The organism is Campylobacter sp. BCW_6461 (assembly GCF_001762735.1).
GTDB classification, from domain to species: domain Bacteria; phylum Campylobacterota; class Campylobacteria; order Campylobacterales; family Campylobacteraceae; genus Campylobacter_D; species Campylobacter_D jejuni.
Genome location: NZ_MJXJ01000010.1, coordinates 68666 through 94046, shown reverse-complemented (window position 1 = coordinate 94046; position 25381 = coordinate 68666). Strand labels below are relative to the sequence as shown.

Below are 25381 nucleotides of genomic sequence, written 5' to 3'. Positions count from 1 at the left end.
ATTTTTAGTATTTTTTTTTATTTATACAGGAGATTAATTCGTTTGTTTTCTTCATGCAAATTATTTGAGAGAAAAAAATGGATATTATTAGATAATTATTTTAATAATAATTCTGATTTAAATGATAATTTATGTTTGTTTGAATTTATATTGCAAAATAAAACCAAATATGTTTACTATGTGATTTCAAAGGATCATATGTTATGTAAAAAATTAAAACAGAAATATCCAAAAAATCTTATTATTGTTAATAAGAAATTTTTATCATTTAATTTTATGTTGCATTTACTACAAACAAAATATATTTTAGATTCTTTTCAGGTTTTTAGCTCTAAACTTAGATTAGGAAGTATTTTTTGTAATTCTGAGATCCACTATATCTATACACAGCATGGTGTTAATTTTTTTAAAAAATATTTTTTAAAAAATACAGATAGTTTATCTGATGAAAATTTTAATGCAATTGTTTTTTCAAATCCATATGAAAAGTCTTGTTACAAAACAATTTATAATTATCCCGAAGATAGACAGCTTTTAATTGGTTTAGCAAGATGGGATAGTATATTGCCTATTGAGCAATGTGATGAAAAAATTGTTTTAGTGTATTTTACTTTTAGAAGATATTTAATGCAAGATCAAAAGATAATAGAATATAAGATATTTAAAGAGTGGTATTGCTTATTAAATGATGATATTTTTATAAATTATATGAAAGAAAATAATATTAAAATTTATTTTGCATTGCATCACGAGATGGAAAAGATGAATGATAGTAAGTTTGATATTTTAAATCCTATTAGCCAGAGTAGATTAAGTGAAATTAAAAATAAAGCAAGTTTGTTAATAACAGATTATTCTAGTATGGCTTTTGATTTCATGGTAAAAGACAAACCTGTTTTGTTTTACAGAATAGATCAAGATGAATTATGTTTAGATGAAGAAAGTAGAGAAAATTCTAAATATGCCGAAGAATTAAATGATCAAATTTATAATATTTTTTATAATAAAAAAGATGTAATTAATAAATGTATGTATTATTTTAAAAATAATTTTATCTTAGAAGATGAATTTAAAGCACAAAATAAATGTTTTTTTGCTTGTAGGGAGAATTTTAGAGAAAATATTTATAATGCTATTAGCTCATTAGAAGAAAATAGTCCATTTGCAAATATTTTAACACCAATTAATACGGTTTTATCTATATCAACATCAAAAAATATTAGAAGTGTAGGTTTATCTAAAAGAGAAACACATGGAAGATGGAGTTTAGGCGATGAGGTATCTTTTTATTTTAATTTCACTGAATACAAAAGAATTATTATTGATTTTAAACTCCATGCTATTACAGATTTAGATACAGCTGTTTATTTGGATTCTAAAAAGATGCTTTCGTGTAATATTTTCAAGGTAGTTAATCAAAATAAAATTTCTATTGTTGTTAGCAGAAAAAAATTATTAAAACAAAATGGTTGTATCATGATAAAATTCATCATTCGTTTTCCTATTAGTCCAAAAATGTTAAAGTTAAATCAAGATTCAAGAATGTTAGGAATATTTTTTCATTCTATAGATATTCATGAGGTAAAAAAAGGTTAGAAATGTTTATTATATATGATTTTACTCGTTTAGATCAAAGACAGAATTTGCCTACACCTTCTGGTGTAGATAGGGTTGATTTATATTATATATTGTTTTTATTAAAAACCTATAGCAAGATTATTTTTGTTCGTGGTTATGGTGGCTACTTAAAAACATATCCAACACAAAGTGCTTTAGATGTACTAAGAAAGATAGCGAAAAATTGGGCAGAGATTGATAATATTTCTTATAATATTGATAAAAATGATTTTATTAATACAAAAATAGATGCAGAAAGAATTTTGAAAAATAATATACAATATACTTATTTTAATCTTACTCATAGTCTTTTAATAGGAAGATATACTATAGCTAAATTTGCCGTAAAAGATAATATTAAAATGATTTATTTTTGTCATGATATGACGCCAATTACACATCCAGAGTATCATGCAGAGGGAATGATTTCTTTTAAACAGCATAGTTGTGTGATGAAATTAATGCTTTGGAGTGCGGATTTAATTCTTACTACTTCTCAAGCAGTACAACAAGATGTTTTGAATTATTCAAAAGAAATAGGTGTCAATCCTCCAAAAGTTGTTGCGAAAGAAATAGGTGCTGAAGAAAATTTTCTTAAAGCAAGATGGAGTAAGCAAGATTCTCATAAACATTTTATTTATGTTGGGACTTTTGAGCCAAGAAAAAATCATATATTATTATTTTTAGCATGGAAAAAATTATATTCTATTTTACAAGAAAACACGCCCATGCTTTACATTATAGGAAGAAAAGGGTGGTTGATCGACTGGCTTGATAGATATTTTGAAGTTGAACCTAATGTTTCAAGATTTGTAAAAAGATTAGAAAATATTCAAGATTCACAATTAGAAAAATTAATGCTTGAATCATATGCTACATTAAATCCATCATATACTGAAGGTTGGGGTATGCCTGTAGCTGAATCTGTATCTATGGGTGTACCAACTATATGTTCTGATATACCAGCTTATCATGAGAGTTCTCAGGAATGTGCTATATTTTTATCTCCACTTAATGTAGATGTTTGGGTTGATACTATTTTAGATGTTCTAAGTGATAGGGTGATTTTTCCTGATTATGTTTATAAAATTCCTACTTGGAAAGAATATTTTGCTGAAATAGATGAGATTTTAAATAAGGATTTCTTTTTAAGAGATAAAAAACAATATATACAAGTTTTTTACAATAGTTTAGAAGATTTTCATTTTGCAGCACATAAAATACAACCTAATCAAAAAGTTAAAAAAAGCATTAAATATAAAATGAGATTAAAACTCTTAAGGTCAAAATTTTATTTTGTTAGGTTTTTTGGACAATTTTTTTAACTTTAAAAATCAAAAAGAGGAGGGATAGTTAAAATATGCAAAGTATAATTGTAAAGGTATGTAAAATTCCTATTTTTAAAACAATAAGTGATGATAATTTGAAAAAATATTATTTATTGGGTGTTTTATTTTTAAGAATTCAAATTTTTAAGAAAAGCAAAAAATATTCTTTATTTGGTTTGCCAATTTTAAAATTATTTTATAGTGATAATATTTCAAAATTTTGCAATATAAATCAACAACAGCAAACAATGGAAAAGTTGATAGGGCAATTAAATAAAAATGATATAGTTAAAGAGAGTGATTTTGCTTTTTTAAAATCTAGAAAAACAAATAAAGAAAAGAGTGCCGTTTTTGGTGTTTTACCGCCAGAAAAAACGGGAATAGCTATTTTTAATCACAATGCCTTTGTTGATTGTGACTATTTTGATATGTTTTCCGATATTCGTGATTTGAGTGTAGCTAGAGGATTATCTAAAAATGTTTTTGATTTAAAAACCTTTATAAAATTTGATATAAATTATTTGTATAAAAAATTTATTTATATTTTGGGAAATTCTAGTCATAATAATCCATATTTAAATATGGCAAAAAATAGCATTGATAAGCAAAAATCTTGGCTTTATATTCATGAAGCTAATTTAAATAATTTATTATTTTCTCATTGCAATGGTAACTTTTTAACTATGAAACAGTATCTGATTGAGCATTATCCGGAATTTAATTCAGAACTTATTGAGCTTAAAAATTTTCAAGAATTTAAAATTTGGAATGAAGAATTAAAAATTTACAGTTTAAGAGTTATTGTTGGATTAACAAATATTTTCAATTTTATAGTAAATAACAGCTTATGTAAGAATTTGGTTTTAAAAGAATTAAAAGACTGTAAGGTTAACATTATCGAGGCTTTTTTACCATTACCTAAAATTGTAAATATCAGTCATTCTGGTCTTGATAAAAAAAATAGTCAATTTTATATTGGAGCTTTTGGTGTTCCTCATGAGTTAAAATTTTCTTTAGAAATAGTTCAGGCGATAGAGTATCTTAATGAATATAAGAATATGAGTATAAAGTTGTTGGTTGTTGGCTATGGGGCTAATGATTTTTTTAAAAAATATGATTTTAATAAATCTTATCTGGAAATTTATGAAAATGTTAGTGATACTCAATTTTATGATTTAATTAAAGAAGTTGATTTGGTGATTCAATTAAGAAAAAAACCTCATGGGGAGAGTTCTGGACCGATAGTAAGTGCACTAGTTTTAGATAAAAAGATAATTACAAGTAAAGATTTTTTAGATAAAAAAATAGAGGATAAAGTATTTGTGCTAGATAACCATGAGCTTGATTATAAAAAAATAGCAGAAAAGATACTTGAATGTATTCAAGTTTCTAGCAATGTGGTTAATTATAGTGAGATTAAGAATTCATATACTTATAGTAATCTTGTTAAGTTATTGGATGAATTATGATTAATTACAAAAAAAAGCTACATTTAATAATTTTTAAAAAAGTATTTTCTTGTGATTTTTTAAAAAGGAAAGCTATTGTTTTTACAGATATGTTTTATGATGAAAATCATGAATTAATAGATAATTTTTTGTTATTTAAATATATGCATGATTTAGGTTATGATGTTTACTATGTGATCAATAAAAATCATATTAAATATAAAGAGGTAAAACAGAGTTATAAAAAAAATATCATAGGTTGTTTGCCAAATAGAACTTCTTGGAGATTGTTAAGTATTATAGCAAAGACAAAAATTTGGGTTGATTCGTGTCAGTTGTTGTTTTTATCAAAATTATATTCTCTTGTAGATAAGAGTAAAGTATGTTGTATTCAGGCTCAACATGGGATAAATTATTTTAAAGAAGGATATAGGTTTCATTTATCTGAATTTATTTATGATAAAGTGATTGTAAGTAATGATATAGAAAAATCAATTTATCGCAAAAATTATTCTTATTGTGAAGATAATTTCATTAAGGCTGGGTTGCCAAGATGGACATTGTTAGAAAACCATCAAGAAGAAAATTCAATTTTAATTTACTTTACGTATAGACAATATATTAGTCTAATAAAAGATAATTTTAAATCTTCTAGCTATTATAAAAAAATTATGGATTTTTTAAATAGTGAAAAATTAAATGAAATTTGTAGCAAGTATAAGACAAGAATTTATTTTGCCATGCATCATGAAATTGCAAGATTGTTTGGAGAAGATTGTTTTGAAACTGAAAATTCTTATATAATCTTTATAGGTGAGCAAGATATAGGAAAAATAAAAAATAAAGCTTCTATGCTGATTACAGATTTTTCATCCATGTGTTTTGATTTTATGTATATAAATAAACCTGTTATTTTTTATAATATAGCAAAAGATGATATTTTAATGCAAAAAATTCAAGAAGAAAGAGATATTTATAATCGTTTGGAGGAAAAATATAAATTATTAAATCATGTCTATATTTTAGAAGATAAAGTTTTGGAGCAAATAGAGTATTATTTAGATAAAAAGTTTTCATTAAGAACAGATGAAGAGAAAAAAAATAAAGAATTTTTTTATTCTTGTAATGTTATGGAAGAAAGTGTAAAAGGTATATTAGAAGAAAAAAGAGAAACAAATATTTTTTTCAATAATTTGCATAATCCTTTGAAAAAAAACTATTTTTATACTTTTTTTGAAGATAAAGATTTTAAATTTTATGGATTTTATGCCGATGAGAATCAAAAAGGAAGGTGGACTGCGGCTAAAGATTCAGTTATATCTTTTACGATTCCGTATAGCGATAAAAGCATTTTTTTAAATATATCATGTAAAGCTTTTTTGTGCAAAAAAAGACCACAAGTTAAAATAGAGTTATTTCTTAATGATTGTCAATTAATAGAAAGAAAACTTTGTTTGACTTCTAATAAGATAAACCAATATTTTACAATTGATAAGCAACTATATGGAAAAACAGTTTTTCTTAAATTTAAAGTAGAAAATACGGCTCAACCTATATTTTATAGTAAGTCTTTTGATACAAGACCATTGGGCGTGTTTTTAGAAGGTTTATGTTTATATGAATTATAATAAGGATGGATATGAAAAAAAATGATAAAATTTATATAGCTGGCCATAGGGGGTTGGTTGGTTCTGCTATTTTGAGAAAATTAAAAGATAATGGCTATGAGAATTTAATTTATAAAACGCATTCTGAATTGGATTTAACTGATCAAAGTGCTGTAAAGTTTTTTTTTGAGAAAGAAAAACCAGATTTTGTTTTTTTGTGTGCAGCGAAACTTGGCGGTATGGATGCGCATAGAAAATTTAGAGCCGAATTTATTTATGATAATTTACAAATTCAAAATAACGTAATCCATCAATCGTATATAAATAATGTAAAAAAACTTTTATTTATCAGCAGTACAAGTGTCTATCCAGAGCATGCTTCACTGCCTATAAAAGAAGAATGTTTATTAAGTGGTAAATTACAATATCTGCATGAACCTTATGCTATAGCTAAAATAGCTGGTATGAAGATGTGTGAAGCATATTCTGATAGATATGGTGTAAATTTTATTTCAGTATGTCCTACAACTTTATATGGACCAAATGATAATTTTGATATTGAAAGTGCTAATGTTGTTTCAGCTTTAATGAGAAAAATATATTTGGCCAAGTTATTGAAAGAGAAGCGGTATGATCTAGTTTTAAAAGATTTAGAAATTGATGATATTGATAAAGCCAAAAACTATTTAGATATTTTAGGTGTGAAAGAAAATTCCATAGAAATTTGGGGAAGCGGTAACCCAAAGAGAGAATTTTTATATAGTGATGATTTGGCTAACGCTTGTATTCATATAATGCAAAATATTAATATTGAACATATAAATAAAATAGATAGAGATAATCCGCATATTAATATTGGTCCTGAAAAAAATTATTCGATTAAAGAACTAGCGTATTTATTAAAAACAGTTATTCAATTTGAAGGTGAATTTAGATATAATTTAAGTAAGCCCGATGGCACATATGAAAAATTAACTTGTTGTGATAAAATAAAGCAAATGAATTGGCAAGCTTATACAAAATTAGAAGATGGGATAAGATCAACATTTCATTGGTATAAAAGTAACAAAGGATTGATATGAAAAAAACAGCGTTAATTACAGGATTTACAGGGCAAGTTGGTTCTCAAATGGCAGATTTTTTGCTTGCAAATACGGATTATGAAGTTATAGGAATGATGCGTTGGCAAGAGCCTATGGACAATATCTATCATTTAAGTGATAGGATTAATAAAAAAGATAGAATAAGCATTTTTTATGCAGATTTAAATGATTACTCTAGTCTTCAAAAACTTTTTGAGAGTCAAAGACCTGATGTGATTTTTCACCTAGCAGCTCAGTCTTATCCAAAAACTTCTTTTGATATACCGATTGAAACTTTACAGACTAATATAATAGGTACGGCAAATATCCTAGAAAATATTAGAATTTTAAAGGCGAAAGATGGTTATGACCCTGTAGTGCATGTATGTTCTTCTAGTGAAGTTTATGGTAGAGCAAAGGTAGGTATTAAGTTAAACGAAGATACAACTTTTCACGGTGCAAGTCCTTATAGTATAAGCAAAATCGGCACCGATTATTTAGGAAGATTTTATGGCGAAGCTTATAACATTCGCACTTTTGTTACAAGAATGGGAACACATAGTGGCCCAAGACGTTCTGATGTGTTTTTTGAAAGCACGGTTGCAAAGCAAATTGCTTTGATTGAAACGGGTTATCAAGAGCCTGTTATCAAGGTTGGAAATCTCTCAAGCGTAAGAACCTTTCAAGATGCCAGAGATGCTATAAGGGCTTATTATCTACTTTCATTAGAAAGCCAAAAAGGAAAAGTTCCTTGTGGGGAAGCTTTTAATATAGCAGGAGAAGAGGCTTTTAAACTCCCAGAGGTTATAGAAATTCTTTTATCTTTTTCTACAAGAAAGGATATAAAAATAGAGCAAGATGAAGAAAGATTGCGTCCTATTGATGCGGATTATCAAATGTTTGATAACACAAAAATCAAAAGTTTTATTAACTGGAAGCCAGAAATTGCAGCTAGAAAAATGTTTGAAGATTTGTTAAATCATTGGAGAGATGAGATAAAAAAAGGAAGGATTCCGTTAAATAGATGAAAACCATACGCACACAAACTCCTCTTCGCCTTGGTTTAGCAGGTGGAGGGACTGATATAAATTTATATTGTGATAAATACACAGGTTATGTTTTAAATGCGACTATATCTTTATACATACATTGTACTTTGATCGAAAGAGAAGATGGAAAAATCATTTTTGATTCGCCTGATACAAATTCTTACTCTGAGTACGAAAGCAAAGAATTCTTAGAAAATGATGGAAAATTAGATATTTTTAAAAGCATTTACAATCGCATTGTAAAAGATTTTACAAAAAAACCTTTGAGTTTTTCTTTGCATACTTATTCGGATGTACCAAGTGGTAGTGGCTTGGGCGGAAGCTCAACCTTAGTTGTAGGTGTTATAAAAGCTTTTTCAGAATGGCTTAATTTACCTTTAGGGGAATATGAAATCGCTAAGCTTGCTTATGAGATAGAAAGAGAAGATTTAGGCATAGTAGGCGGAGCACAAGATCAATACGCTGCAACTTTTGGCGGCTTTAATTTTATGGAATTTTATAACAATAAAAGAGTCATTGTTAATCCTTTGCGTATAAAAAACTGGATTGCAAGTGAGCTTGAAACTAGAATTGTGCTTTATTTTACAAATATCACAAGAGAAGCAAAAGATATAGAAGAACATAAAAAAGGAAAACTTGGAGATGAAAAATCTCTCGAAGCTATGCACGCCATAAAGCAAGATGCAATAAAGATGAAAGAAGCTTTGTTTAAGGCGGATTTTGATACTTTGGCGAAAATTTTAGGAAAATCTTGGCAGTCAAAAAAAATCATTTCTGAAATTGTTAGTAATGATGAGCTTGAAAGAATTTATAAACTAGCTATAGATAATGGAGCTTATAGTGGCAAAACCAGTGGAGCAGGAGCAGGTGGGTTTATGTTTTTCTTTGTGGATCCTACTAAAAAATACAACTTAATCAAAACTTTAAGCAAAGAGCAAGGTTATGTGCAGGATTTTTCATTTACAAAAGAGGGGGTTAAATCATGGAGAATTTAAATTCTTATATAAAAGAACATTTTCAAGAATCAATTTTAGTAAAAGAGCAAATTTTAAAAGATGAGAATTTGATAACTCTTATTAAAAATGCTTCATTAGAAGTCATAAAAGCTTATAAAAATGGTAACAAAACTTTACTTGCAGGAAATGGTGGTAGTGCTGCAGATGCACAGCATATCGCAGGGGAATTTGTAAGTAGGTTTTATTTTGATAGACCCGGTATCGCAAGTATTGCACTTACTACAGATACTAGCATATTAACAGCTATTGGCAATGACTATGGTTATGAAAATTTATTTGCAAGACAAGTGCAAGCACAGGGTGTTAAAGGAGATGTTTTTATAGGAATTTCTACAAGTGGAAATAGTAAAAATATTTTAAAGGCTTTAGAGCTTTGCAAGCAAAAAGAAATCATAAGCATAGGCTTAAGCGGAGCTAATGGCGGGGCTATGAATGAGCTTTGTGATTATTGTATAAAAGTACCTTCAACTTGCACACCAAGAATTCAAGAAGCACATATTTTAATAGGACATATTATTTGTGCTATCGTTGAAGAAGAGCTTTTTGGCAAAGGTTTTTCTTGCAAGCAATAATACTTTGTGGCGGCTTAGGAACAAGGCTTAAAAGTGTTATAAAAGACATTCCAAAGCCTATGGCACCGATAAATGATAAGCCTTTTTTAGAATTTATTTTTGAGTATCTTAAAAAGCAAGGCATAAAAGAAGTTATCTTAGCAGTATCATACAAGTATGAGGTGATACAAGAATATTTTAAAGATGAGTTTTTAGGTATAAAAATAAAATACAGTATAGAAAAAGAACCTCTAGGAACAGGCGGAGCCATAAAAGAGGCTTTGAAATTTATAAAAAATGAAGCTTATGTTTTAAATGGTGATACGATTTTTGATATTGATTTAAAAAAGCTTATTTTAAATAATAGTAAAATCTGTCTTGCTTTAAAACAAATGAATGATTTTGATAGATATGGTACAGTAGAGCTTGATAGTAAAAATTATATTAAGCTTTTTAAAGAAAAAGAATTTAAAAAGCAAGGGTTGATAAATGGCGGAATTTACTTTTTAAATAAAGATATCTTTAATGATTTTACTTTACAAGAAAAATTTTCTTTTGAAGAATTTTTACAAGAAAATTATGAAAAACTAAAAGCTAAAGCTCATATTTTTGATAATTATTTTATAGATATTGGCGTACCTGGGGATTATGGGAGATTTATGAATGATATTTTTACATCGTCAAAATAATTTAGACTTATCTATTGAAGGTTATGGTATAGAAATTGATTTAAGGTATAATCAAAAATTAGTATTAAACCATGATCTATTAGAAAAAAATTCTCTATATCCTTTTTTTAAAGAAAAAATTCAATTTATGAAAAATATCCCTATAATTTGTAACGTGAAAGAATCGGGACTAGAAGAAAAAATTATAGAATTGCTCAGTGATGATTTTGAGTATTATTTTTTAGACTCTCAGATTCCAGATATTTTGAGATTATCAAAAAATGGATATCAAGGTAAATTTATCATTAGAATTTCAGATGTAGAATCTTATAATGAAAAACTTATGGATATTAGTAAGCCTAAATATGTATGGGTGGATTATTCACAATTTTCTAGTTTTAATATTAAAGATTATCAAGAATTTATTTATAATATCAAACCAAAGTTAGGACAAGTTGAACCTATATTGGTTTCTCCTGAGTTATATGATCGATCATATGCAGAACTTATAAAACCTATTCAAAGTATTCTGCCAAAAGGATTTTCTGTGTGTACTAAAAAGCCTGAGTTATGGAGTATGTATGTTTAATTTTAAAAAAATAGCTGAAAAATATAAACTTATTATGGTTGATATTGATAATACTTTGTTTAATTATACATTTGCACATAAAAATGCTTTAGAAGTTGTAATGAAACTATATAGTTTTACGCTAGAAGATTATGATTTAGCAAAAAAGATGATTGCAAAAAGAGGATTATCTGCAAATCATCATAAAAAAGAATTGTATTTTAAAATTATTTGTGAAAATAAAAATATTCATTTTTCAAAAGCTAGTGAAATGTTTGAGTTGTACGTTTCTATTTTTACAAGAAATTTAAAAGTAGATAAAACAATGTTTGAATTTTTATGTTTTATTAAAAGTCTTAATAAAAAAGTAATAGCTATAACAAACTTTTATTTTATTGAGCAAATCCATAAGCTAAATTGTGCAAATTTGACAAATATGATTGATTATTTGGTATGCTCTGAAGAATTTGAGCTTGAAAAACCAAATAAAGCACTTGTTAATAGAGCTTTAGAGCTTTATGGAGAGCTTGTTGATGAAGAAGAAATTGTAATGATTGGAGATTCTATCGCTGATGATTTTCTAGGAGGAGGGTATAGGATAAATTACTATCCATATAATTGTTCAAAGCTGTTGATCTCAATTTCTGGAAAAAGTGGAAGTGGAAAGACTACTTTGAGTAATGCTATTGATGAGATATATAAAAGTTTTATTATTAGTACAGATGGCTATCATAAATATGAAAGACACTCTAAGATGTGGGAGAGGGTGACGCACTACAACCCAAAAGCAAATAATCTTATTCAGTTAGCTATGGATATAAAACATATTTATCAAGACATAGGAAATAAGCTGTATATACCAATATATGATCATAAAAATGGAGTGATTGTTAAATCTGATGAGATTGAGATTAAAGATTTAGACATTGTAATTATAGAGGGTTTGCATACTTTATATCAAGAAGTTATAGGAGATTTTGTAAAAATTAAAATATATATTGACTCAGATGAAGCGGATCAACAGAAGATAAATAGAGATAGTAAAGAAAGAAATTATAGTCATTCAAAGATTATAGATACTATACAAAAACGAGAGGAAGATTATAAAAAATATCTTGAAAAACAAAAAGATAATGCAAATTTTTTGATTTTAGTTAGAGATGGTATTTTTAAAATATATTTAAAGGATATATTGTTAAATAATTACTTGCAAAAAGAATATACTGGTAGATATGAAGATTTGATTCAAACTGTAAAAAATATTTTCAGTTTGATTTTGCAAAATAGATGGGTAAAGAAAAATGATATACAATAAAGAAAAACTTGATGAGTGTATTAAAGATTACCAAGAATTGTGTAAAATTTTTGGTAATATCTTGGATGCACCATCAAAAGGTGGAAATATTTCTATAAAGAATGATGAATATTTTATAATTAAGGCTTCAGGCGAGGATTTAAAAAAAGAGCATAAAATCTCTGTTTTTAAAAATAATATCAATTCTTTTTCTTATTGTAAAGGTTATTCTGAGGATATTGCAAAGCCATCTATGGAGATTAAAATGCATATGGTGTTTAAAAATAAATATGTAGCACATTATCATCCTGTTTATATTTTACCTTATTTGTGTGCTAAGGAATATAAATTTGTAAATTACAAAACAATTGATTTTGCTTTACCTGGAAATGATTTATATGAAGCATTAAGTAAAAGTTATTCTTATCAAGAAAAGGGTATAGTGTTGCTGCGAAATCATGGTGTCATTGTTTATGCAGAGCAAATTCAAGATATAATAGAATTATATAATCAATTAAAAAGTGATTTTTTTGAACAAAATGATTTTGTGTATACTCCGGATGATGCAGTTGATAAGATCAATGGGGAATTGTGGTTATTTAGAAATGCGATGGAAAATATTGCTTTAAAGAAACAAATTAGTTTAATCCCATTAAAAGTAGATGAAATTGATAAATTATTAAATTTACCTGATGAGCAATATAGAAAAAAAATTATAGAAAGTGAGAGTTAGAATGAATATTATTATACCTGCAACTGGAATAGGTAAGAGATTTAAGGAAGCTGGATATAAAGATTTAAAACCTTTTATTAAGGTTATAGAAGATAAAGTTATTTTGGATTATGTGGTTGAATGCTTTGATGTTCGCAATGATGTTTATTATTTTATTGCTCAAGAATGTGAAAAAAATAAATTTGAAGATTTTATTTTATCTAGGAAAATTCATGCAAAAGTTATTGTTTATAAAGGAGGAAAACTAGGACCTGCTGGAAGTTTATATGGCGTAGCGTCACAGTTACAAGATATACTTGATGAAGAAGTTATTATTAGTTATTGTGATTTTGGACAAGAATGGAATTATAAGGATTTTCTGCAATTTACACAAGAAAATCTAGATGTTCAAGCTATAATTCCTTGTTATACTGGTTACCATCCTCATTTATTACCTTTAGAAAATGTGTATGCAGCATGTAAGATGTATGATAATACTTATAAAGCATATAAAGTTATAGAAAAATATAATTCTAAGAATAAATTTGAAGAATATTATTCTTCTGGTATTTATTATTTTAGAACCTTAAAGTTGGCTATTGAGGCAATAAAAAAACAAATAAAAGCAAGAGATATGGTTTTTGGAGAATATTATATATCTATGACCAATAATTATTTAGAAAATGTTTTATGTTATCCTTTTATAGAGAAGTTTTATCAATTTGGCACCCCGAAAGATTTTGAATATGCAAAAAAGAAATTAAATTCACAAGATGTTAATAACGAAAAGATAAAAATACAAAATACTATTATATTATCTGCTGGTAGAGGAGAGAGGTTTTTAAATCTTAATTTTAATCAACCAAAACCATTTTTACCTCTTGGTAAAACAAGTATTATAGAGAATATAATTGATACCTTAAAAGATGTTGAGACGAAAATTATTTGCGTTGGTGCACAAGATCATAAAAAATATTGGGAAAGTATAAAACAAGAAGTAAGGTTTGTGAAACCGAATAAAATTGGTGCGGCATATTCTTATAAAGAATCTTGTGGAAATTTATCAGGTGATGTTTTAATTCTCCCTTGTGATTTGATTGCCAAGCATATTACTAAGGAATTTATAAGATTGCAAAAAGAATATGAAGTTATTGTATTTGTTACACATGCTTCTAAATATAATGTCAATAATTCGCATTATTTTACTTGGGTAGATGGGGAAAATAATAAAATAGATAATATTTTTGTTAAAAATAGACCTAATGATGCAAATTTAGTAATGATAGGAAGTTTTTATTTTAAGGCAAATTCCTTGTTGTTAGAATATATAGATAAAATATTTCAAGAGGATATTAAAACTAATGGAGAATTTTATATAGATAATGTATTTGAGTTGTTAATTAAAAAACATAAGATAGGTTATATGATTGTTGATAATTATTTTTCTTATGGAACTCCCGAGGAGTATTTGGAAAATCAATATTGGTTTAAGGTTAAATCGTGATGCAGACAATTAAATCTAAGTTGCAATTATCTTTGCAGAATTGGGATTTTAATACTTTGGAAAATTATTATGAGCTATTAGTAAAGAATAATAAAAATCATATGGATTATATTGTTTATTTGTATGAAACTGGACAAATTAAAAAAATAAAAAAAATACTTAATTCTTGTCAAAATGAGCCAAATTGGTGGGTGAGTGATAAAATTAATATCTCTTATGAAAATCTTGTGAGTATAATAAATAGCAAAGAGATGGTTAATTTGTCTGATGTTTCTATTGGTTGTTTTGCATGTTTACAATTAAATAGTTCTATATATAACGGGATTGTAGATATTGAATTATTATGTAAAAATTTTCTTTATGAATATAGCAATAAAATGAGTAGACTATCGAAAAAATATTATATTTCGAAAATTATAGATTTGGCTTTATCGGGAGAAAAAATAAGCAAAAATGAAATTTTTAATAATGAAAATCAAATAAAAGATTATTTATTCTTTGCAAATTTATCAACTGTATTACTAAATGATTTTAATCAAGATTATGGTAGTAGGATTTATTATAAAAAATGTAATTATATTTTAAAATCTTTTTTATTTAGAAATAAAAAAATACATACACCTAATAGGATTGCTCTTTGTATTTCTGGAGCAGCTAGGGGTAATTGGTTGGAGGGTTTAAAAGACGTCATAAAAACCTTCTCTCAATCATTTAAAGTTGATTGTTTTTTATTTACATGGAAAGAGGCAATAGAATGGCCTGCATTGTGTGGAGGTGGATACTGGGTTAAAAGATTATTAGATCCAGCTTTTGATAAAATAGCAGATGAGGAAATTAAAAAAGATATTTTATTTAAAAAATTTTTTCCAAATGTTTATTCTATTTTAAATAAGGAGTTTTATTCGCAAGATGAAGTTTCGGCTATACAGTTAGATGGTATAAGTGAAATTAAATCTTATGTTATAGAGAGACAAAAAGATTTTGAAGATAGATACGGGAAAGTTGTAAACAATTCTAAATTAAATTATGGTATTTTTAGAGCTTTTGAATTAATGGAAGAATATGAAAAGCAAAATAATTTTAAGTATGATTTTGTTATTAGGCTTAGACCCGATGCTAAATATATTACAAATTTAGATTTAAAAAGATTAAATGAGGTAAACAATGGCGAGTTAGCTTTAAAAATTTTTCCTTATCAAAGTGGCACTCCAAAAGATTTTGCCGTATATGGCAGAAGAAATACAATGGAAGTTTACTCTAAAATATGGTATTATGCCTTTTTTAACAAAGATTTTGATTTTTTTGAACAAATTCCTAAAGTACTACATAATCATCATGTTGCAAGAAATTGGATTTTGCTTAATAATTTTGAAATTGTTCAGACCTATATAGAGGAAAAGTTAACGGGAGAGTCTTTAGTCTCTAATGGCTACATTATGCCTAATATATCAAGAGAAATATATTTGGATTTACTAAAACTTCAAGGTAAAGTTGATAACAAGAAGCTTAATAGATTTGAATATTTTTTTCAAGAGATTATGAAAAAGTATGGAAAAATTGAAAATAATGTTTATTTGAGTGCTTTGCAAAGGGTTAGAAATCATCTTTGTTATAAATTTGGAGTTGCATTAATAGAAAATTCAAAAAGCATATTAGGATATATAAGAATGCCTTATGTATTATCTCATATAAAAGATAAACATAAACAAGAACAAAAAGCCTATGAAGAAAAAATAAAAGAAAATCCAAATTTAGCTTTGCCTCCTTTAGAAACATATCCAGATTATAATGAAGCTTTAAAAGAAAAAGAATGTTTTACTTATAAACTAGGACAAGAATTTATAAAAGCAAGTCAGAATTGGTATGGGGGGGGGTATATCAAGTTGCTATTTGAAATTAGGAGGTTAAAGAAGGAATATTATGATAAAGGAAAAGGAAAAGGAAATCTTTAGTATAATTGAAAGAAATTTGCAATTATGGAATTTTGATTTAGTTGAAAGTATTTATTATACGAATTACAAGCTATCTGTAAATATAGAAACAAAATTTTATAATTTTTTATATTTAACTGGTAATATAGGTAAATATATACTAGAGGAAGAAAGATTAAATGATGAAATATTATATACAAGAAAAATATTACTTAATGGCAATATAAACTATCAAAACATAAAAGATAATTTATATGAGAGGGTGTCTAAGGATATACTTTCTTGTTATTTATTAAATAAAAATTTTTATTTTTGCGATACAAATGATAGTATAGACAATTTATTGGATTTATATAAAAATTATATCCATGGTTCTAGTAATATTATTACGAGAAATTATTTTATTGCTACTTTAATACGTTTTTGTGTTATTTTAGGCAAGCAGGAATTGTTTTATATTAAAGAAGGTTTTGATCTAAGATATTATTTATTGCAAAAGATGTATGATATTAATACCAGTGGTTCTAAAATATATCATAGTTTATTTATTGATGAACTACAAGATCAATTAAAAAATGGAAATATAAAAAGTGAGGTAAAATTTGCAATTTGTATGTATGGTATGTTGCGTGGTGATTGGAAGGGAACGTTAGAAAAAAATATAAAGATTGCCAAAGAGCAATTAAATGCTGATATTTTTTTATTTACTTGGAGTAAGAAACAGGATTGGCAAAATATAACAACTGGTGGAGATTGTTGGGTAGATAGGAAATTGGCGAAAGATTTTTTTCAAGAAAGTCCAAAAGAAATTTTAAAAACTAGTGATTTAAAAAAAAATATGCCCAATGTTTTTTCTAGACTCAATCATGATATTTTTTCTAAATATAATTATAGCGAGTTAAAAAATCTTATTGAGTATTATGAAAATTTTCGTGGTTTATTGGTTGAAGATCAGCAAAAGGTGCAGCAAGATGAAAGCTTAAGTTCTAATATTGAATTCATGTATTATGCTATTTATAAGTCTTTTAAAATTCTAGAAAAGTATGAAGAGTCAAATAATATTAAGTATGATTATATTATCCATATGAGAGTTGATTCTGAAATATTGATAGAAGGTTGTTTAAAAAATGAAATTATAAAACTACGATCGAATAATATTTATGATTTAAAAACTTTGGCAGGTAATGGAGTTGGAAACGTTGTCGGTAGTAGAAATGTAATTAATATATATTCTTCTTTATATGTACATAGAAAATTTTATAAAAATTTAATGATTGCAAATACAAAAGATCCACATGAGATGTTTTTTAAATGGTTATCTTTTAATGGTATTTACTCTATTAAGCCAAACTTTAAGATAGAGCATAGATATACAAAAGCGCAAAATGGATACATTATGCCAGATATATCAAAAGAGTTATATTTAGATTTATTAAATCTCCGAGATAAATTTGATACTAAAAAACTTGATAAGTTTATATATTTTTTTCAAAAAGTTACAAAAAAATATTGTAAAGAAAAATTAACTGATAGTGTATATTTTAGTGCCAAATCAAGGATAAAAAATCATTTGGCTTATCAATTTGGTTTGACGATGATTCAATATTCAAGAAATATTTTAGGATATGTTAAGATGCCATTTATATTATTTCAGACTTTTAGGCAATATCAAAACAAAAAAAAAGAATATTATGAAAGAATTTCTGAGAATCCTAAGTTCATATTGCCTAAAATAAAAGAGTATGCAGATTATCAGGAAGCGATAAAATTAAAAGAAAGTATTACATATAGACTAGGGCAGGCTCTTATACAAGCCAACAAAAATTGGTATGGGGGGGTATATCAAGTTGCTATTTGAAATTAGGAGGTTAAAGAAGGAATATTATGATAAAAGAACGATTTCTTAGCTCGTTTAAAATTTCAAGGGAGTATTCTTATTTATATATATTTTGTTATAAATTTTTTAGTAGAATAAAAGACTCAGATGTTTTTGTGGGATGGGGACGAAAAAAATCGGGTTTAAAAGCTATGAATTTAGCTAAAAAACATAAGGCTAGATTCATACTCTTAGAAGATGGATTTATTCGCTCATTAAACTTAGGGGTTGAAAATAGCCCAAGTTTTTCTATAGTTAAAGATGATATAGGTATTTATTACGATGCAACAGTGCCTTCAAAGCTTGAAAATCTTTTAAATACTTATGAATTTAAAGACAAAGAAACCAAACAAGCTAAAAAAGCTATAGAGCTTATCAAAAAATATAAAATTAGCAAGTATAATAACAATCTTGATATTCCAGATGATTATTTTCAAAAAGATGAAAAAAGGGTTTTAATCATCACTCAAACGGCCAATGATGCCTCGCTTGAATTTGGACTTGCTAAAGGTTTTAAAACCGTCGATATGATAAAAGATGCCATAAAAGAAAATCCTAAATCTAAAATTTATATAAAAATCCATCCCGATGTTTTAAGCGGTAAAAAACAAAGTGATTTAGATATAAATTCCTTGCCTAAAGAATGTATTTTAATCACTGAAAATTTTAATCCCGTAGTCTTGCTTGAGTTTTTTGATAAGGTTTATACCAAAACTTCTGGTATGGGTTTTGAAGCTTTGATGCAAGAATGTGAGTGTATTTGTTATGGTATGCCTTTTTATGCAGGTTGGGGTCTAACAAAAGATAAATTAGAGTGTAAAAGAAGGATGCAAAAAAGAAGTTTAGAAGAAGTTTTCTATGCTGCTTATATACTTTATGCTGAGTATTTTAATCCTTATTTAAATCAAAAAAGTAATATTTTTGATACTATTCAAACTTTAGCAAAATATAAAGATATAGAAAAGGCAAATTCTAATAGACTTTTTTTCTTTGGATTTTCAAAATGGAAAAGGAAATTTGTAAAACCTTTTTTTATAGCTAAAAACAATGAAATCATATTTCTAGATTTCTTAGATTGCTTAAAGAATATACAATTAAAAGAAAATGATAAATTTTTCATTTGGGGTAAAAGGATAGATTATAACGCTCTTAAAACTACTCTTATAAAAAAAGCGCAAGATGAGAATTTGCTCCATTTTACTCCCAAAATTTCTTTAGTTGAAGATGGATTTATTCGCTCAATCTCTTTAGGTTCTGATCTTACGCGCCCTTTTTCTTTAATCGTTGATGATAAAGGACTTTACATAGATCCAAATAAAGCAAGTAAATTAGAAGAGCTTTTGCAAAACGAAATTTTTGATGAAAATATGCTAAATAGGGCAAAAAATATTATAAAAATCTTACTTGAGAACCGCTTTTCAAAATACAATGGCTTAAAGCATGAAAATTTAAAAATCAATGCCAAAACAGGGCAAAAAATTATTTTAATCCCTGCTCAAGTTGAAGATGATGCTTCGATGATTTTAGGGGGTTTTGGCTTATCTACTCTTGATTTGCTTAAGGAGGTGCGTTCTAAAAATCAAGATGCTTATATCATCTTTAAACCCCATCCTGATGTGTTAAGCGGCAACCGTGTAGGTTTAAAAGATGAAACACTCATCTTGGAATTTTGTGATGAGATTGTAAAAGATTGCAGTATTGATAGTGCTATAAAAATTGCTGATGAAATTCACACTATTACTTCTACAAGTGGTTTTGATGCTCTTTTAAGAGCTAAAAAAGTTTTTACTTATGGTATGCCTTTTTATGCGGGCTGGGGTTTAACAAAAGATAAATATAGATGCGAAAGAAGAACAAGAAAACTAAGCCTAGAAGAGCTTGTAGCAGGTGCTTTGATAGCATATCCAAGATATATAAATCCTAAAACAAAAACTTTATGTGAAATTGAAGTTTGTTTAGATATAATGCTAAATTTACAAAAAGATTATTTTTCAAAAAAATATATAAAATTGGTAATAGATTTTAAAACTTTTATGCTTAGAAAAATAAGAAGATTTTATGAATTTTTAGCAAAGAAATGAGATTTAGCACTAAAATTAAAAAAGAATTTAGCGGTAAAAATGTTTTACTCTTGCAAGGACCTGTGGGAAATTTTTTTCATCATCTTGCAATAAAAATGAAAAAAAAACAAACCAAAGTTTTTAAACTCAATTTTAACGGTGGAGATTTTTTTTTCTATCCTAGTGGAACGAGGTGTAAGTGCGATGAAAAAGATCTTGAAAATTTCTATAGAGATTTTTTTCAAAGCAAAAAAATCGATGCTATTTTAATGTATAATGATTGTCGTATTATCCATGCTAAGGCTATTAAAGTGGCTAAAGAATTAGGAATTGAAATATGGATTTTTGAAGAAGGATATTTAAGGCCTTATTGTATTACTTTGGAAAAAGATGGGGTGAATGCAAATTCTTCTTTACCGCGTGATAAAAATTTTTATCTTTCTCAAAATATTTTTACCAAAGAAAGCATAAAAGAAATTCCAGGTGGATTTAAATTTATGGCTTTTGATGCTTTTTTGTATTGGTTGTTTGCTTTTATTTTGGCTCCATTTTTTAACAACAAACTTCATCATCGCACTTTATATCCTTTTGAATTTTTATTTTGGTTTAGATCATTGTATAGAAAGTATCTTTATAAGATTACAGAAAAAAAACTAAATGAAAAGATTTATAATTTAGAAAAAAAGTACTTTTTGGCGATTTTACAAGTTTATAGCGATACGCAAATTAAATATCATTACAAAAAAAGCATAGAGCACTTTATAGATGAAACCATACTTTCTTTTGCAAACCATGCAAGAGCTAAATCTTATCTAGTTTTTAAACACCATCCCATGGATAGGGGCTATAAGAATTATTCTAAACTCATAAATGATTTAAGTCAAAAATATCATGTAGAAGGAAGGGTTTTATATGTTCATGATACCCACTTGCCAGTTCTTTTAAGAAAGGCTTTGGGTTGTATTACTATAAATTCAACAGTAGGCCTTAGTGCTATTTTAGAAGGCTGTCCGACTAAGGTTTGTGGCAATGCTTTTTATGATTTTGAAGGCTTATCTTATCCAAAAAAACTTCAATTTTTTTGGCGTGAAGCTCATGCTTATAAACCCAATCCTGTTTTGGTATGTAATTTTAAAAAATATCTTTTACAAACTAATCAATTCAACGGCAATTTTTATAAAAATTTCTTTTTAGACAAATAAGACTAAAAAGCTTTGATTAAGAGAGCTTTTAAAGCAAAGTTGTTATAATTAAAAGCAAAAAGAAATTATTGTATGGATAGGGAAGTATTTTATATAGCAGGATATGATCCTAAAAGTTATAGATTTTATTATGATTTATTTAAAAAAAACCTAAAAGATTATTCTCATGTTTTTAACATTAAAGTTGATTTAAGTAAAATTGAAAAAAATGAGCAATTTCCTTTTTTTCAAATTTCTTGCGAAGGAGTACAAACTAAATATCATTTTTTAACATGGAATGATATTGTTAAGAAAAATTGGTCAGAAAATTATAAAGATGCTTTGGCAGATTGTTATAGTTTTTTTAGAATTTATACTATCACAGGGCTTTTTATCAAATTTGGCAAAGAGTCGATTTATCAACTTATCACAGGTTATTATCCTTTTTTTTATGTGTTATTTTCTTTACTATTTTCTTTGGTTTTGGCTTTTGGAAGTTTTGCTTTTTTGCAAAATTATATGCATTTTTCTTTAGCTATTATCATAGGATGTTTTTTAGGATTTTTACTAAATCATTTTTTATTTAAATTAGGTAAGAAATTAGCTGTATTTTGGATAGCAAGAATTTGTGCTTTTTGTGCTACTTGGCAAGATAAAAAAACAGGCACTATGCAAGAAAGAATCAAGCTTTTTGCGAATACCATAGTAGATAAGCTAAAACAAAATGAAAATAAACAAGATTATGAACTTGTTTTAGTAGCACATAGTGTTGGAACTATAGTTTGTATAGAAGTTTTGGAGTGTATTTTAAGACAAAATTTAGATTTATCTTTACTTCGTAAATTAAAAATTCTTACTTTAGGAGAATGCATTCCTTTAGTGAGTTATCAAAAAAAAGCGGATGAATTTAGAAAGAAGCTTGAATTTGTTTCAAGGTTTGATTTAAAATGGTATGATTACACATCGATTATTGATGGAGCATGTTTTCCTCAAGTGGATTTTTTCCGCACGAGTGGCGTAAATGCTAAATTTACACCCCCATTTTTAAGTGCTAAATTTCACACTTTATATGAAAAACATGAGTATAAAAAAATAAAAAGAGATAAAAACAAAGCGCACTTTTTATATCTTTATAGTATTAGTGTTAAAGGTGATTATGATTTTTTTTCTTTCATCATAATGCCTAAATTTTTAGAAGAAAAGGTAAAAATATGAGTGAATGCCCCTTTTTTCCAAAACCTTATAAAAATAAAGCTTCTACGCTTTTAACTTTTTTGTTAAAGCGTAGATCTTGGCTTGACGGGCTTTATGAGCGTAGTTATAAAATGCAAACAGGCTATGTGAAGATGCCAAATTTTGATCTTTATGTCATAAATGACACTAAAGAAGTTAAAAGAATGATGGTTGATGAGGTTAGAGAATTTCCTAAAAGTGCATTTTTACATGAGCTTTTAAGTCCGCTTTTAGGGGAGAGTATTTTTACTACAAATGGTGAAGTTTGGAAAAAACAAAGAGAGCTTTTGCGTCCAAGTTTTGAAATGACTCGTATCAATAAAGTGTTTAATCTTATGAGTGAAGCTGTGGCAGATATGATGGATCGTTTTAGCAAGTATCCAAATCATGCTGTTATCGAAGTAGATGAAGCTATGACTTTTATTACCGCTGATGTGATTTTTCGCACCATTATGTCTTCAAAACTCGATGAGGAAAAAGGTAAAAAAATCTTAAACGCATTTGTGACTTTTCAAGAGCAAAGCGTGCATACAGCCATGCGTCGTATGTTTCGTTTTCCAAAATGGCTTTCTTATGTGTTAGGAGATTGTAAGCGTGCTAAGGCCGGAGATGTGATCAGACAGGTTTTAAGTGATATCATAAAACCAAGATATGATATGGCAGATAATGCAGAATTTGAAGATATTTTAGGATCTTTGCTTTTAGTAGTGGATGCTGATACAAATAAGCGTTTTTCTTTTGAGGAAATTTTAGATCAAGTGGCTATGCTTTTTTTAGCAGGACATGAAACCACAGCAAGTTCTTTGACATGGACGCTTTATTTGCTTAGTCTTTATCCTAAGGAGCAAGAAAAAGCTTACGAGGAGATTACTCAGGTTTTACAGGGTGGAGTCATTGAAATTTCGCATCTAAGACAGTTTAAATACTTAACAAATATTTTTAAAGAATCTTTAAGACTTTATCCTCCTGTTGGGTTTTTTGCAAGAGAGGCAAAAAAAGATACTCAAGTTAGAGATAAGCTTATTAAAAAAGGTTCTGGGGTGGTGATTGCTCCTTGGCTGATACACAGACATGAAGAATTTTGGACAAATCCGCATGGATTTAATCCTTCTCGTTTTGAAGGAGAGTACAAAAAAGATGCTTATTTGCCTTTTGGGGTAGGGGAAAGAATTTGTATAGGACAAGGTTTTGCTATGCAAGAAGCGATTTTGATTTTGGCTAATATTTTAAAAACTTACAAACTAGAACTTGAAGAAGGTTTTGTACCTGATGTAGTAGGGCGTTTAACAGTGCGTTCGGCTAATGGTATGAGGATAAAATTTAGCAAAAGAAAGCTATGAAAAGAGTTAGAACTAAAATTCGCGCCAATTTTCGTCGTCGTGTAAAACGCACTTTAAAAGGAAGCTTAAAAGAAAAATTAGCAGGGACTATTCTGCTTTGTGCAATAGTACCTTTAGCAGTTTTAGGATATCTTTTTATCGTGATTATAGGAATTTTTTTTAATACCGCACGAGCAAGACAGGGTGTTAGAGCCTTAGATCATTTTGTAAATGCAAGCTTGTTTAATGGCTATGCTTGGGAGAGCGTTTCTTCTCATGCGTGGCGTGAAAGAAATCGCAAAAAATGGGCAAGGATTGTTATAAAAATCACAGATTTTTTTCAAAAAGATCATTGTAAAAGAGCAAACAAAAGAGAACAACCTGTGGTGGATTTCATACTTTCAAGAAATTTAGACAAGCAAACTATAGGAAAATAATCAAACTACAGCCACTATGGCTATAGCAAAACCATTATCATGAGAAATACTTAGGGAAGTTTGAGTGATATTAAAATCTTTTGTAATTTTTTGAGAATATTTTAATTTAGGCGCGTTTTTTTCATCTTTTGATATTTCAATATCAAAAAAACTGCATAATTCACAAATTCCAACACCCAAAGCCTTGCTAGCGGCTTCTTTAGCAGCCCAAAGACCTGCTAGAGTTGCTGGATTTTTAATGAGTATTTGTTCTTTTGGGCTTAGAAATTTATCCAAAAAATTTTTGCCATGTCTAGAATGAATTTTTTCTATCCTAGAAATGGCGATGATATCACAGCCTACACGCATTAAGAAACTACAAAATCCGTAAAATAAACATTTTTAATAAAGCCATCGGTTAAAATTTCATTGATTTTTCCAACTAGCTCATCTTTTAAACGTTCTTTGCCTTTTTGTGTACTTACTTCTTCAAAGGTTTTAGCTGTTAATGTACGAATAATAATATCACGAATCACTGGGACTTTTTTATCAAGTTCAGGTTTTAAAAGTTCGCTATTTTGTTCTAGTTCTATAGTGCATTTTACATATCTTGAGCCGCTATCGCTAAGTAAATTTAGGGTAAAAGGATCAAGTGGATACATAGGACCTATATTAGCAAAATCACTACCTCGCTGAGTAGGAGCTGAAACTTTAGGTTTATCAGTTTTTGCCTCTTCTTTTGGGGCTTCTTTGACTTCACTTTCATCACTTGAACTGCTTGAAATAAGCCAAGCAATTACTCCCATAATACTAAGAAGTAAAACAAAAAGTAAAATAACAATAATAATTACAAGTGAACCGCCTTTTTTCTTTTTCGTTTCTTCGTTTTCTAATTCTTCATCCATAAATTTTCCTTCATTT

The 25381-nt window shown here is 27.4% G+C and carries 22 protein-coding genes; 20 read left to right on the top strand and 2 right to left on the bottom strand.

Annotated features, from left to right (window positions below):
- Positions 1 to 42 precede the first annotated feature (42 nt).
- The 20 genes from AJ882_RS01680 to AJ882_RS01585 all read left to right on the top strand — a co-directional run bounded on the left by AJ882_RS01680 (position 43) and on the right by AJ882_RS01585 (position 24481).
- Positions 43 to 1596: a CDP-glycerol glycerophosphotransferase family protein gene (locus AJ882_RS01680; RefSeq protein ID WP_237957587.1), complete on the top strand. Its 1554-nt coding sequence runs from the start codon at positions 43 to 45 to the stop codon at positions 1594 to 1596.
- A 2-nt stretch (positions 1597 to 1598) separates the two neighbouring features.
- The gene (locus tag AJ882_RS01675; protein WP_002867267.1) at positions 1599 to 2942 is read left to right on the top strand and encodes a glycosyltransferase; all 1344 of its coding nucleotides are present in this window, start codon (positions 1599 to 1601) and stop codon (positions 2940 to 2942) included.
- Between the two features lie 35 nt (positions 2943 to 2977).
- Complete coding sequence (locus AJ882_RS01670; protein ID WP_002867268.1) at positions 2978 to 4414, top strand: hypothetical protein; 1437 nt, start codon at positions 2978 to 2980, stop codon at positions 4412 to 4414.
- Positions 4411 to 6021 (top strand): CDP-glycerol glycerophosphotransferase family protein, encoded by a 1611-nt coding sequence (locus tag AJ882_RS01665; protein WP_002867269.1) that lies wholly within the window; start codon positions 4411 to 4413, stop codon positions 6019 to 6021. The genes AJ882_RS01670 and AJ882_RS01665 overlap by 4 nt, the downstream gene beginning before the upstream one ends.
- A gap of 11 nt (positions 6022 to 6032) precedes the next feature.
- On the top strand, positions 6033 to 7082 hold the full coding sequence (locus AJ882_RS01660) for a GDP-L-fucose synthase family protein (protein ID WP_002867270.1): 1050 nt from the start codon (positions 6033 to 6035) through the stop codon (positions 7080 to 7082).
- On the top strand, positions 7079 to 8110 hold the full coding sequence (locus AJ882_RS01655) for a GDP-mannose 4,6-dehydratase (RefSeq protein WP_002867271.1): 1032 nt from the start codon (positions 7079 to 7081) through the stop codon (positions 8108 to 8110). The genes AJ882_RS01660 and AJ882_RS01655 overlap by 4 nt, the downstream gene beginning before the upstream one ends.
- Positions 8107 to 9126, top strand: a complete 1020-nt coding sequence (hddA, locus tag AJ882_RS01650) for a D-glycero-D-manno-heptose 7-phosphate kinase (protein ID WP_052773657.1) — start codon at positions 8107 to 8109, stop codon at positions 9124 to 9126. The genes AJ882_RS01655 and hddA overlap by 4 nt, the downstream gene beginning before the upstream one ends.
- Positions 9114 to 9719, top strand: a complete 606-nt coding sequence (gmhA2, locus tag AJ882_RS01645) for a D-sedoheptulose 7-phosphate isomerase (protein ID WP_002860371.1) — start codon at positions 9114 to 9116, stop codon at positions 9717 to 9719. The genes hddA and gmhA2 overlap by 13 nt, the downstream gene beginning before the upstream one ends.
- Positions 9707 to 10387, top strand: a complete 681-nt coding sequence (locus AJ882_RS01640; RefSeq protein ID WP_002870158.1) for a nucleotidyltransferase family protein — start codon at positions 9707 to 9709, stop codon at positions 10385 to 10387. The genes gmhA2 and AJ882_RS01640 overlap by 13 nt, the downstream gene beginning before the upstream one ends.
- Positions 10362 to 10955: a hypothetical protein gene (locus AJ882_RS01635; RefSeq protein ID WP_002867274.1), complete on the top strand. Its 594-nt coding sequence runs from the start codon at positions 10362 to 10364 to the stop codon at positions 10953 to 10955. The genes AJ882_RS01640 and AJ882_RS01635 overlap by 26 nt, the downstream gene beginning before the upstream one ends.
- Positions 10948 to 12249 (top strand): HAD-IA family hydrolase, encoded by a 1302-nt coding sequence (locus tag AJ882_RS01630; protein ID WP_002867275.1) that lies wholly within the window; start codon positions 10948 to 10950, stop codon positions 12247 to 12249. The genes AJ882_RS01635 and AJ882_RS01630 overlap by 8 nt, the downstream gene beginning before the upstream one ends.
- Positions 12236 to 12961, top strand: a complete 726-nt coding sequence (locus AJ882_RS01625; protein ID WP_002867276.1) for a class II aldolase/adducin family protein — start codon at positions 12236 to 12238, stop codon at positions 12959 to 12961. Before AJ882_RS01630 ends, AJ882_RS01625 begins: the two co-directional genes overlap by 14 nt.
- A 1-nt stretch (position 12962) precedes the next feature.
- Positions 12963 to 14444, top strand: a complete 1482-nt coding sequence (locus AJ882_RS01620; RefSeq protein WP_002867277.1) for a sugar phosphate nucleotidyltransferase — start codon at positions 12963 to 12965, stop codon at positions 14442 to 14444.
- Complete coding sequence (locus AJ882_RS09530) at positions 14444 to 16396, top strand: hypothetical protein (protein ID WP_011049979.1); 1953 nt, start codon at positions 14444 to 14446, stop codon at positions 16394 to 16396. The genes AJ882_RS01620 and AJ882_RS09530 overlap by 1 nt, the downstream gene beginning before the upstream one ends.
- Positions 16365 to 18233: a hypothetical protein gene (locus tag AJ882_RS01610; protein WP_186820452.1), complete on the top strand. Its 1869-nt coding sequence runs from the start codon at positions 16365 to 16367 to the stop codon at positions 18231 to 18233. The genes AJ882_RS09530 and AJ882_RS01610 overlap by 32 nt, the downstream gene beginning before the upstream one ends.
- 29 nt (positions 18234 to 18262) lie before the next feature.
- Positions 18263 to 20332, top strand: a complete 2070-nt coding sequence (locus AJ882_RS01605; RefSeq protein ID WP_032597527.1) for a capsular polysaccharide biosynthesis protein — start codon at positions 18263 to 18265, stop codon at positions 20330 to 20332.
- On the top strand, positions 20329 to 21513 hold the full coding sequence (gene kpsS, locus AJ882_RS01600; RefSeq protein WP_011049977.1) for a capsule polysaccharide modification protein KpsS: 1185 nt from the start codon (positions 20329 to 20331) through the stop codon (positions 21511 to 21513). The genes AJ882_RS01605 and kpsS overlap by 4 nt, the downstream gene beginning before the upstream one ends.
- 72 nt (positions 21514 to 21585) lie before the next feature.
- A complete protein-coding gene (locus tag AJ882_RS01595; RefSeq protein ID WP_002780436.1) occupies positions 21586 to 22707 on the top strand; it encodes a hypothetical protein in 1122 nt (373 codons plus the stop codon).
- Positions 22704 to 24065 carry a cytochrome P450 gene (locus tag AJ882_RS01590; RefSeq protein ID WP_002780438.1) on the top strand — a complete coding sequence of 454 codons (1362 nt, stop codon included), beginning with the start codon at positions 22704 to 22706 and terminating at the stop codon, positions 24063 to 24065. Before AJ882_RS01595 ends, AJ882_RS01590 begins: the two co-directional genes overlap by 4 nt.
- A complete protein-coding gene (locus AJ882_RS01585) occupies positions 24062 to 24481 on the top strand; it encodes a hypothetical protein (protein WP_002780440.1) in 420 nt (139 codons plus the stop codon). Before AJ882_RS01590 ends, AJ882_RS01585 begins: the two co-directional genes overlap by 4 nt.
- Here AJ882_RS01585 and acpS read toward each other — a convergent pair whose 3' ends face one another.
- Together acpS and fliL are read right to left on the bottom strand one after the other, a co-directional pair.
- Positions 24482 to 24829, bottom strand: a complete 348-nt coding sequence (gene acpS, locus AJ882_RS01580; RefSeq protein WP_002780441.1) for a holo-ACP synthase — start codon at positions 24827 to 24829, stop codon at positions 24482 to 24484.
- Positions 24829 to 25365: a flagellar basal body-associated protein FliL gene (fliL, locus tag AJ882_RS01575; RefSeq protein ID WP_002868488.1), complete on the bottom strand. Its 537-nt coding sequence runs from the start codon at positions 25363 to 25365 to the stop codon at positions 24829 to 24831. Before fliL ends, acpS begins: the two co-directional genes overlap by 1 nt.
- Positions 25366 to 25381 lie beyond the last annotated feature (16 nt).

Excerpts from the sequence above, each read along its gene's own strand:
- fliL (WP_002868488.1), bottom strand. The coding sequence starts at position 25,365 with ATGGATGAAGAATTAGAAAACGAAGAAACGAAAAAGAAAAAAGGCGGT.
- AJ882_RS01635 (WP_002867274.1), top strand. The coding sequence starts at position 10,362 with ATGATATTTTTACATCGTCAAAATAATTTAGACTTATCTATTGAAGGT.
- AJ882_RS01665 (WP_002867269.1), top strand. The coding sequence starts at position 4,411 with ATGATTAATTACAAAAAAAAGCTACATTTAATAATTTTTAAAAAAGTA.
- AJ882_RS01670 (WP_002867268.1), top strand. The coding sequence starts at position 2,978 with ATGCAAAGTATAATTGTAAAGGTATGTAAAATTCCTATTTTTAAAACA.
- AJ882_RS01595 (WP_002780436.1), top strand. The coding sequence starts at position 21,586 with ATGGATAGGGAAGTATTTTATATAGCAGGATATGATCCTAAAAGTTAT.
- AJ882_RS01655 (WP_002867271.1), top strand. The coding sequence starts at position 7,079 with ATGAAAAAAACAGCGTTAATTACAGGATTTACAGGGCAAGTTGGTTCT.
- AJ882_RS01630 (WP_002867275.1), top strand. The coding sequence starts at position 10,948 with ATGTTTAATTTTAAAAAAATAGCTGAAAAATATAAACTTATTATGGTT.
- AJ882_RS01675 (WP_002867267.1), top strand. The coding sequence starts at position 1,599 with ATGTTTATTATATATGATTTTACTCGTTTAGATCAAAGACAGAATTTG.
- AJ882_RS01585 (WP_002780440.1), top strand. The coding sequence starts at position 24,062 with ATGAAAAGAGTTAGAACTAAAATTCGCGCCAATTTTCGTCGTCGTGTA.
- gmhA2 (WP_002860371.1), top strand. The coding sequence starts at position 9,114 with ATGGAGAATTTAAATTCTTATATAAAAGAACATTTTCAAGAATCAATT.
- AJ882_RS01620 (WP_002867277.1), top strand. The coding sequence starts at position 12,963 with ATGAATATTATTATACCTGCAACTGGAATAGGTAAGAGATTTAAGGAA.
- acpS (WP_002780441.1), bottom strand. The coding sequence starts at position 24,829 with ATGCGTGTAGGCTGTGATATCATCGCCATTTCTAGGATAGAAAAAATT.
- AJ882_RS01625 (WP_002867276.1), top strand. The coding sequence starts at position 12,236 with ATGATATACAATAAAGAAAAACTTGATGAGTGTATTAAAGATTACCAA.
- AJ882_RS01590 (WP_002780438.1), top strand. The coding sequence starts at position 22,704 with ATGAGTGAATGCCCCTTTTTTCCAAAACCTTATAAAAATAAAGCTTCT.
- AJ882_RS01660 (WP_002867270.1), top strand. The coding sequence starts at position 6,033 with ATGAAAAAAAATGATAAAATTTATATAGCTGGCCATAGGGGGTTGGTT.
- hddA (WP_052773657.1), top strand. The coding sequence starts at position 8,107 with ATGAAAACCATACGCACACAAACTCCTCTTCGCCTTGGTTTAGCAGGT.
- kpsS (WP_011049977.1), top strand. The coding sequence starts at position 20,329 with ATGAGATTTAGCACTAAAATTAAAAAAGAATTTAGCGGTAAAAATGTT.
- AJ882_RS09530 (WP_011049979.1), top strand. The coding sequence starts at position 14,444 with ATGCAGACAATTAAATCTAAGTTGCAATTATCTTTGCAGAATTGGGAT.
- AJ882_RS01610 (WP_186820452.1), top strand. The coding sequence starts at position 16,365 with ATGATAAAGGAAAAGGAAAAGGAAATCTTTAGTATAATTGAAAGAAAT.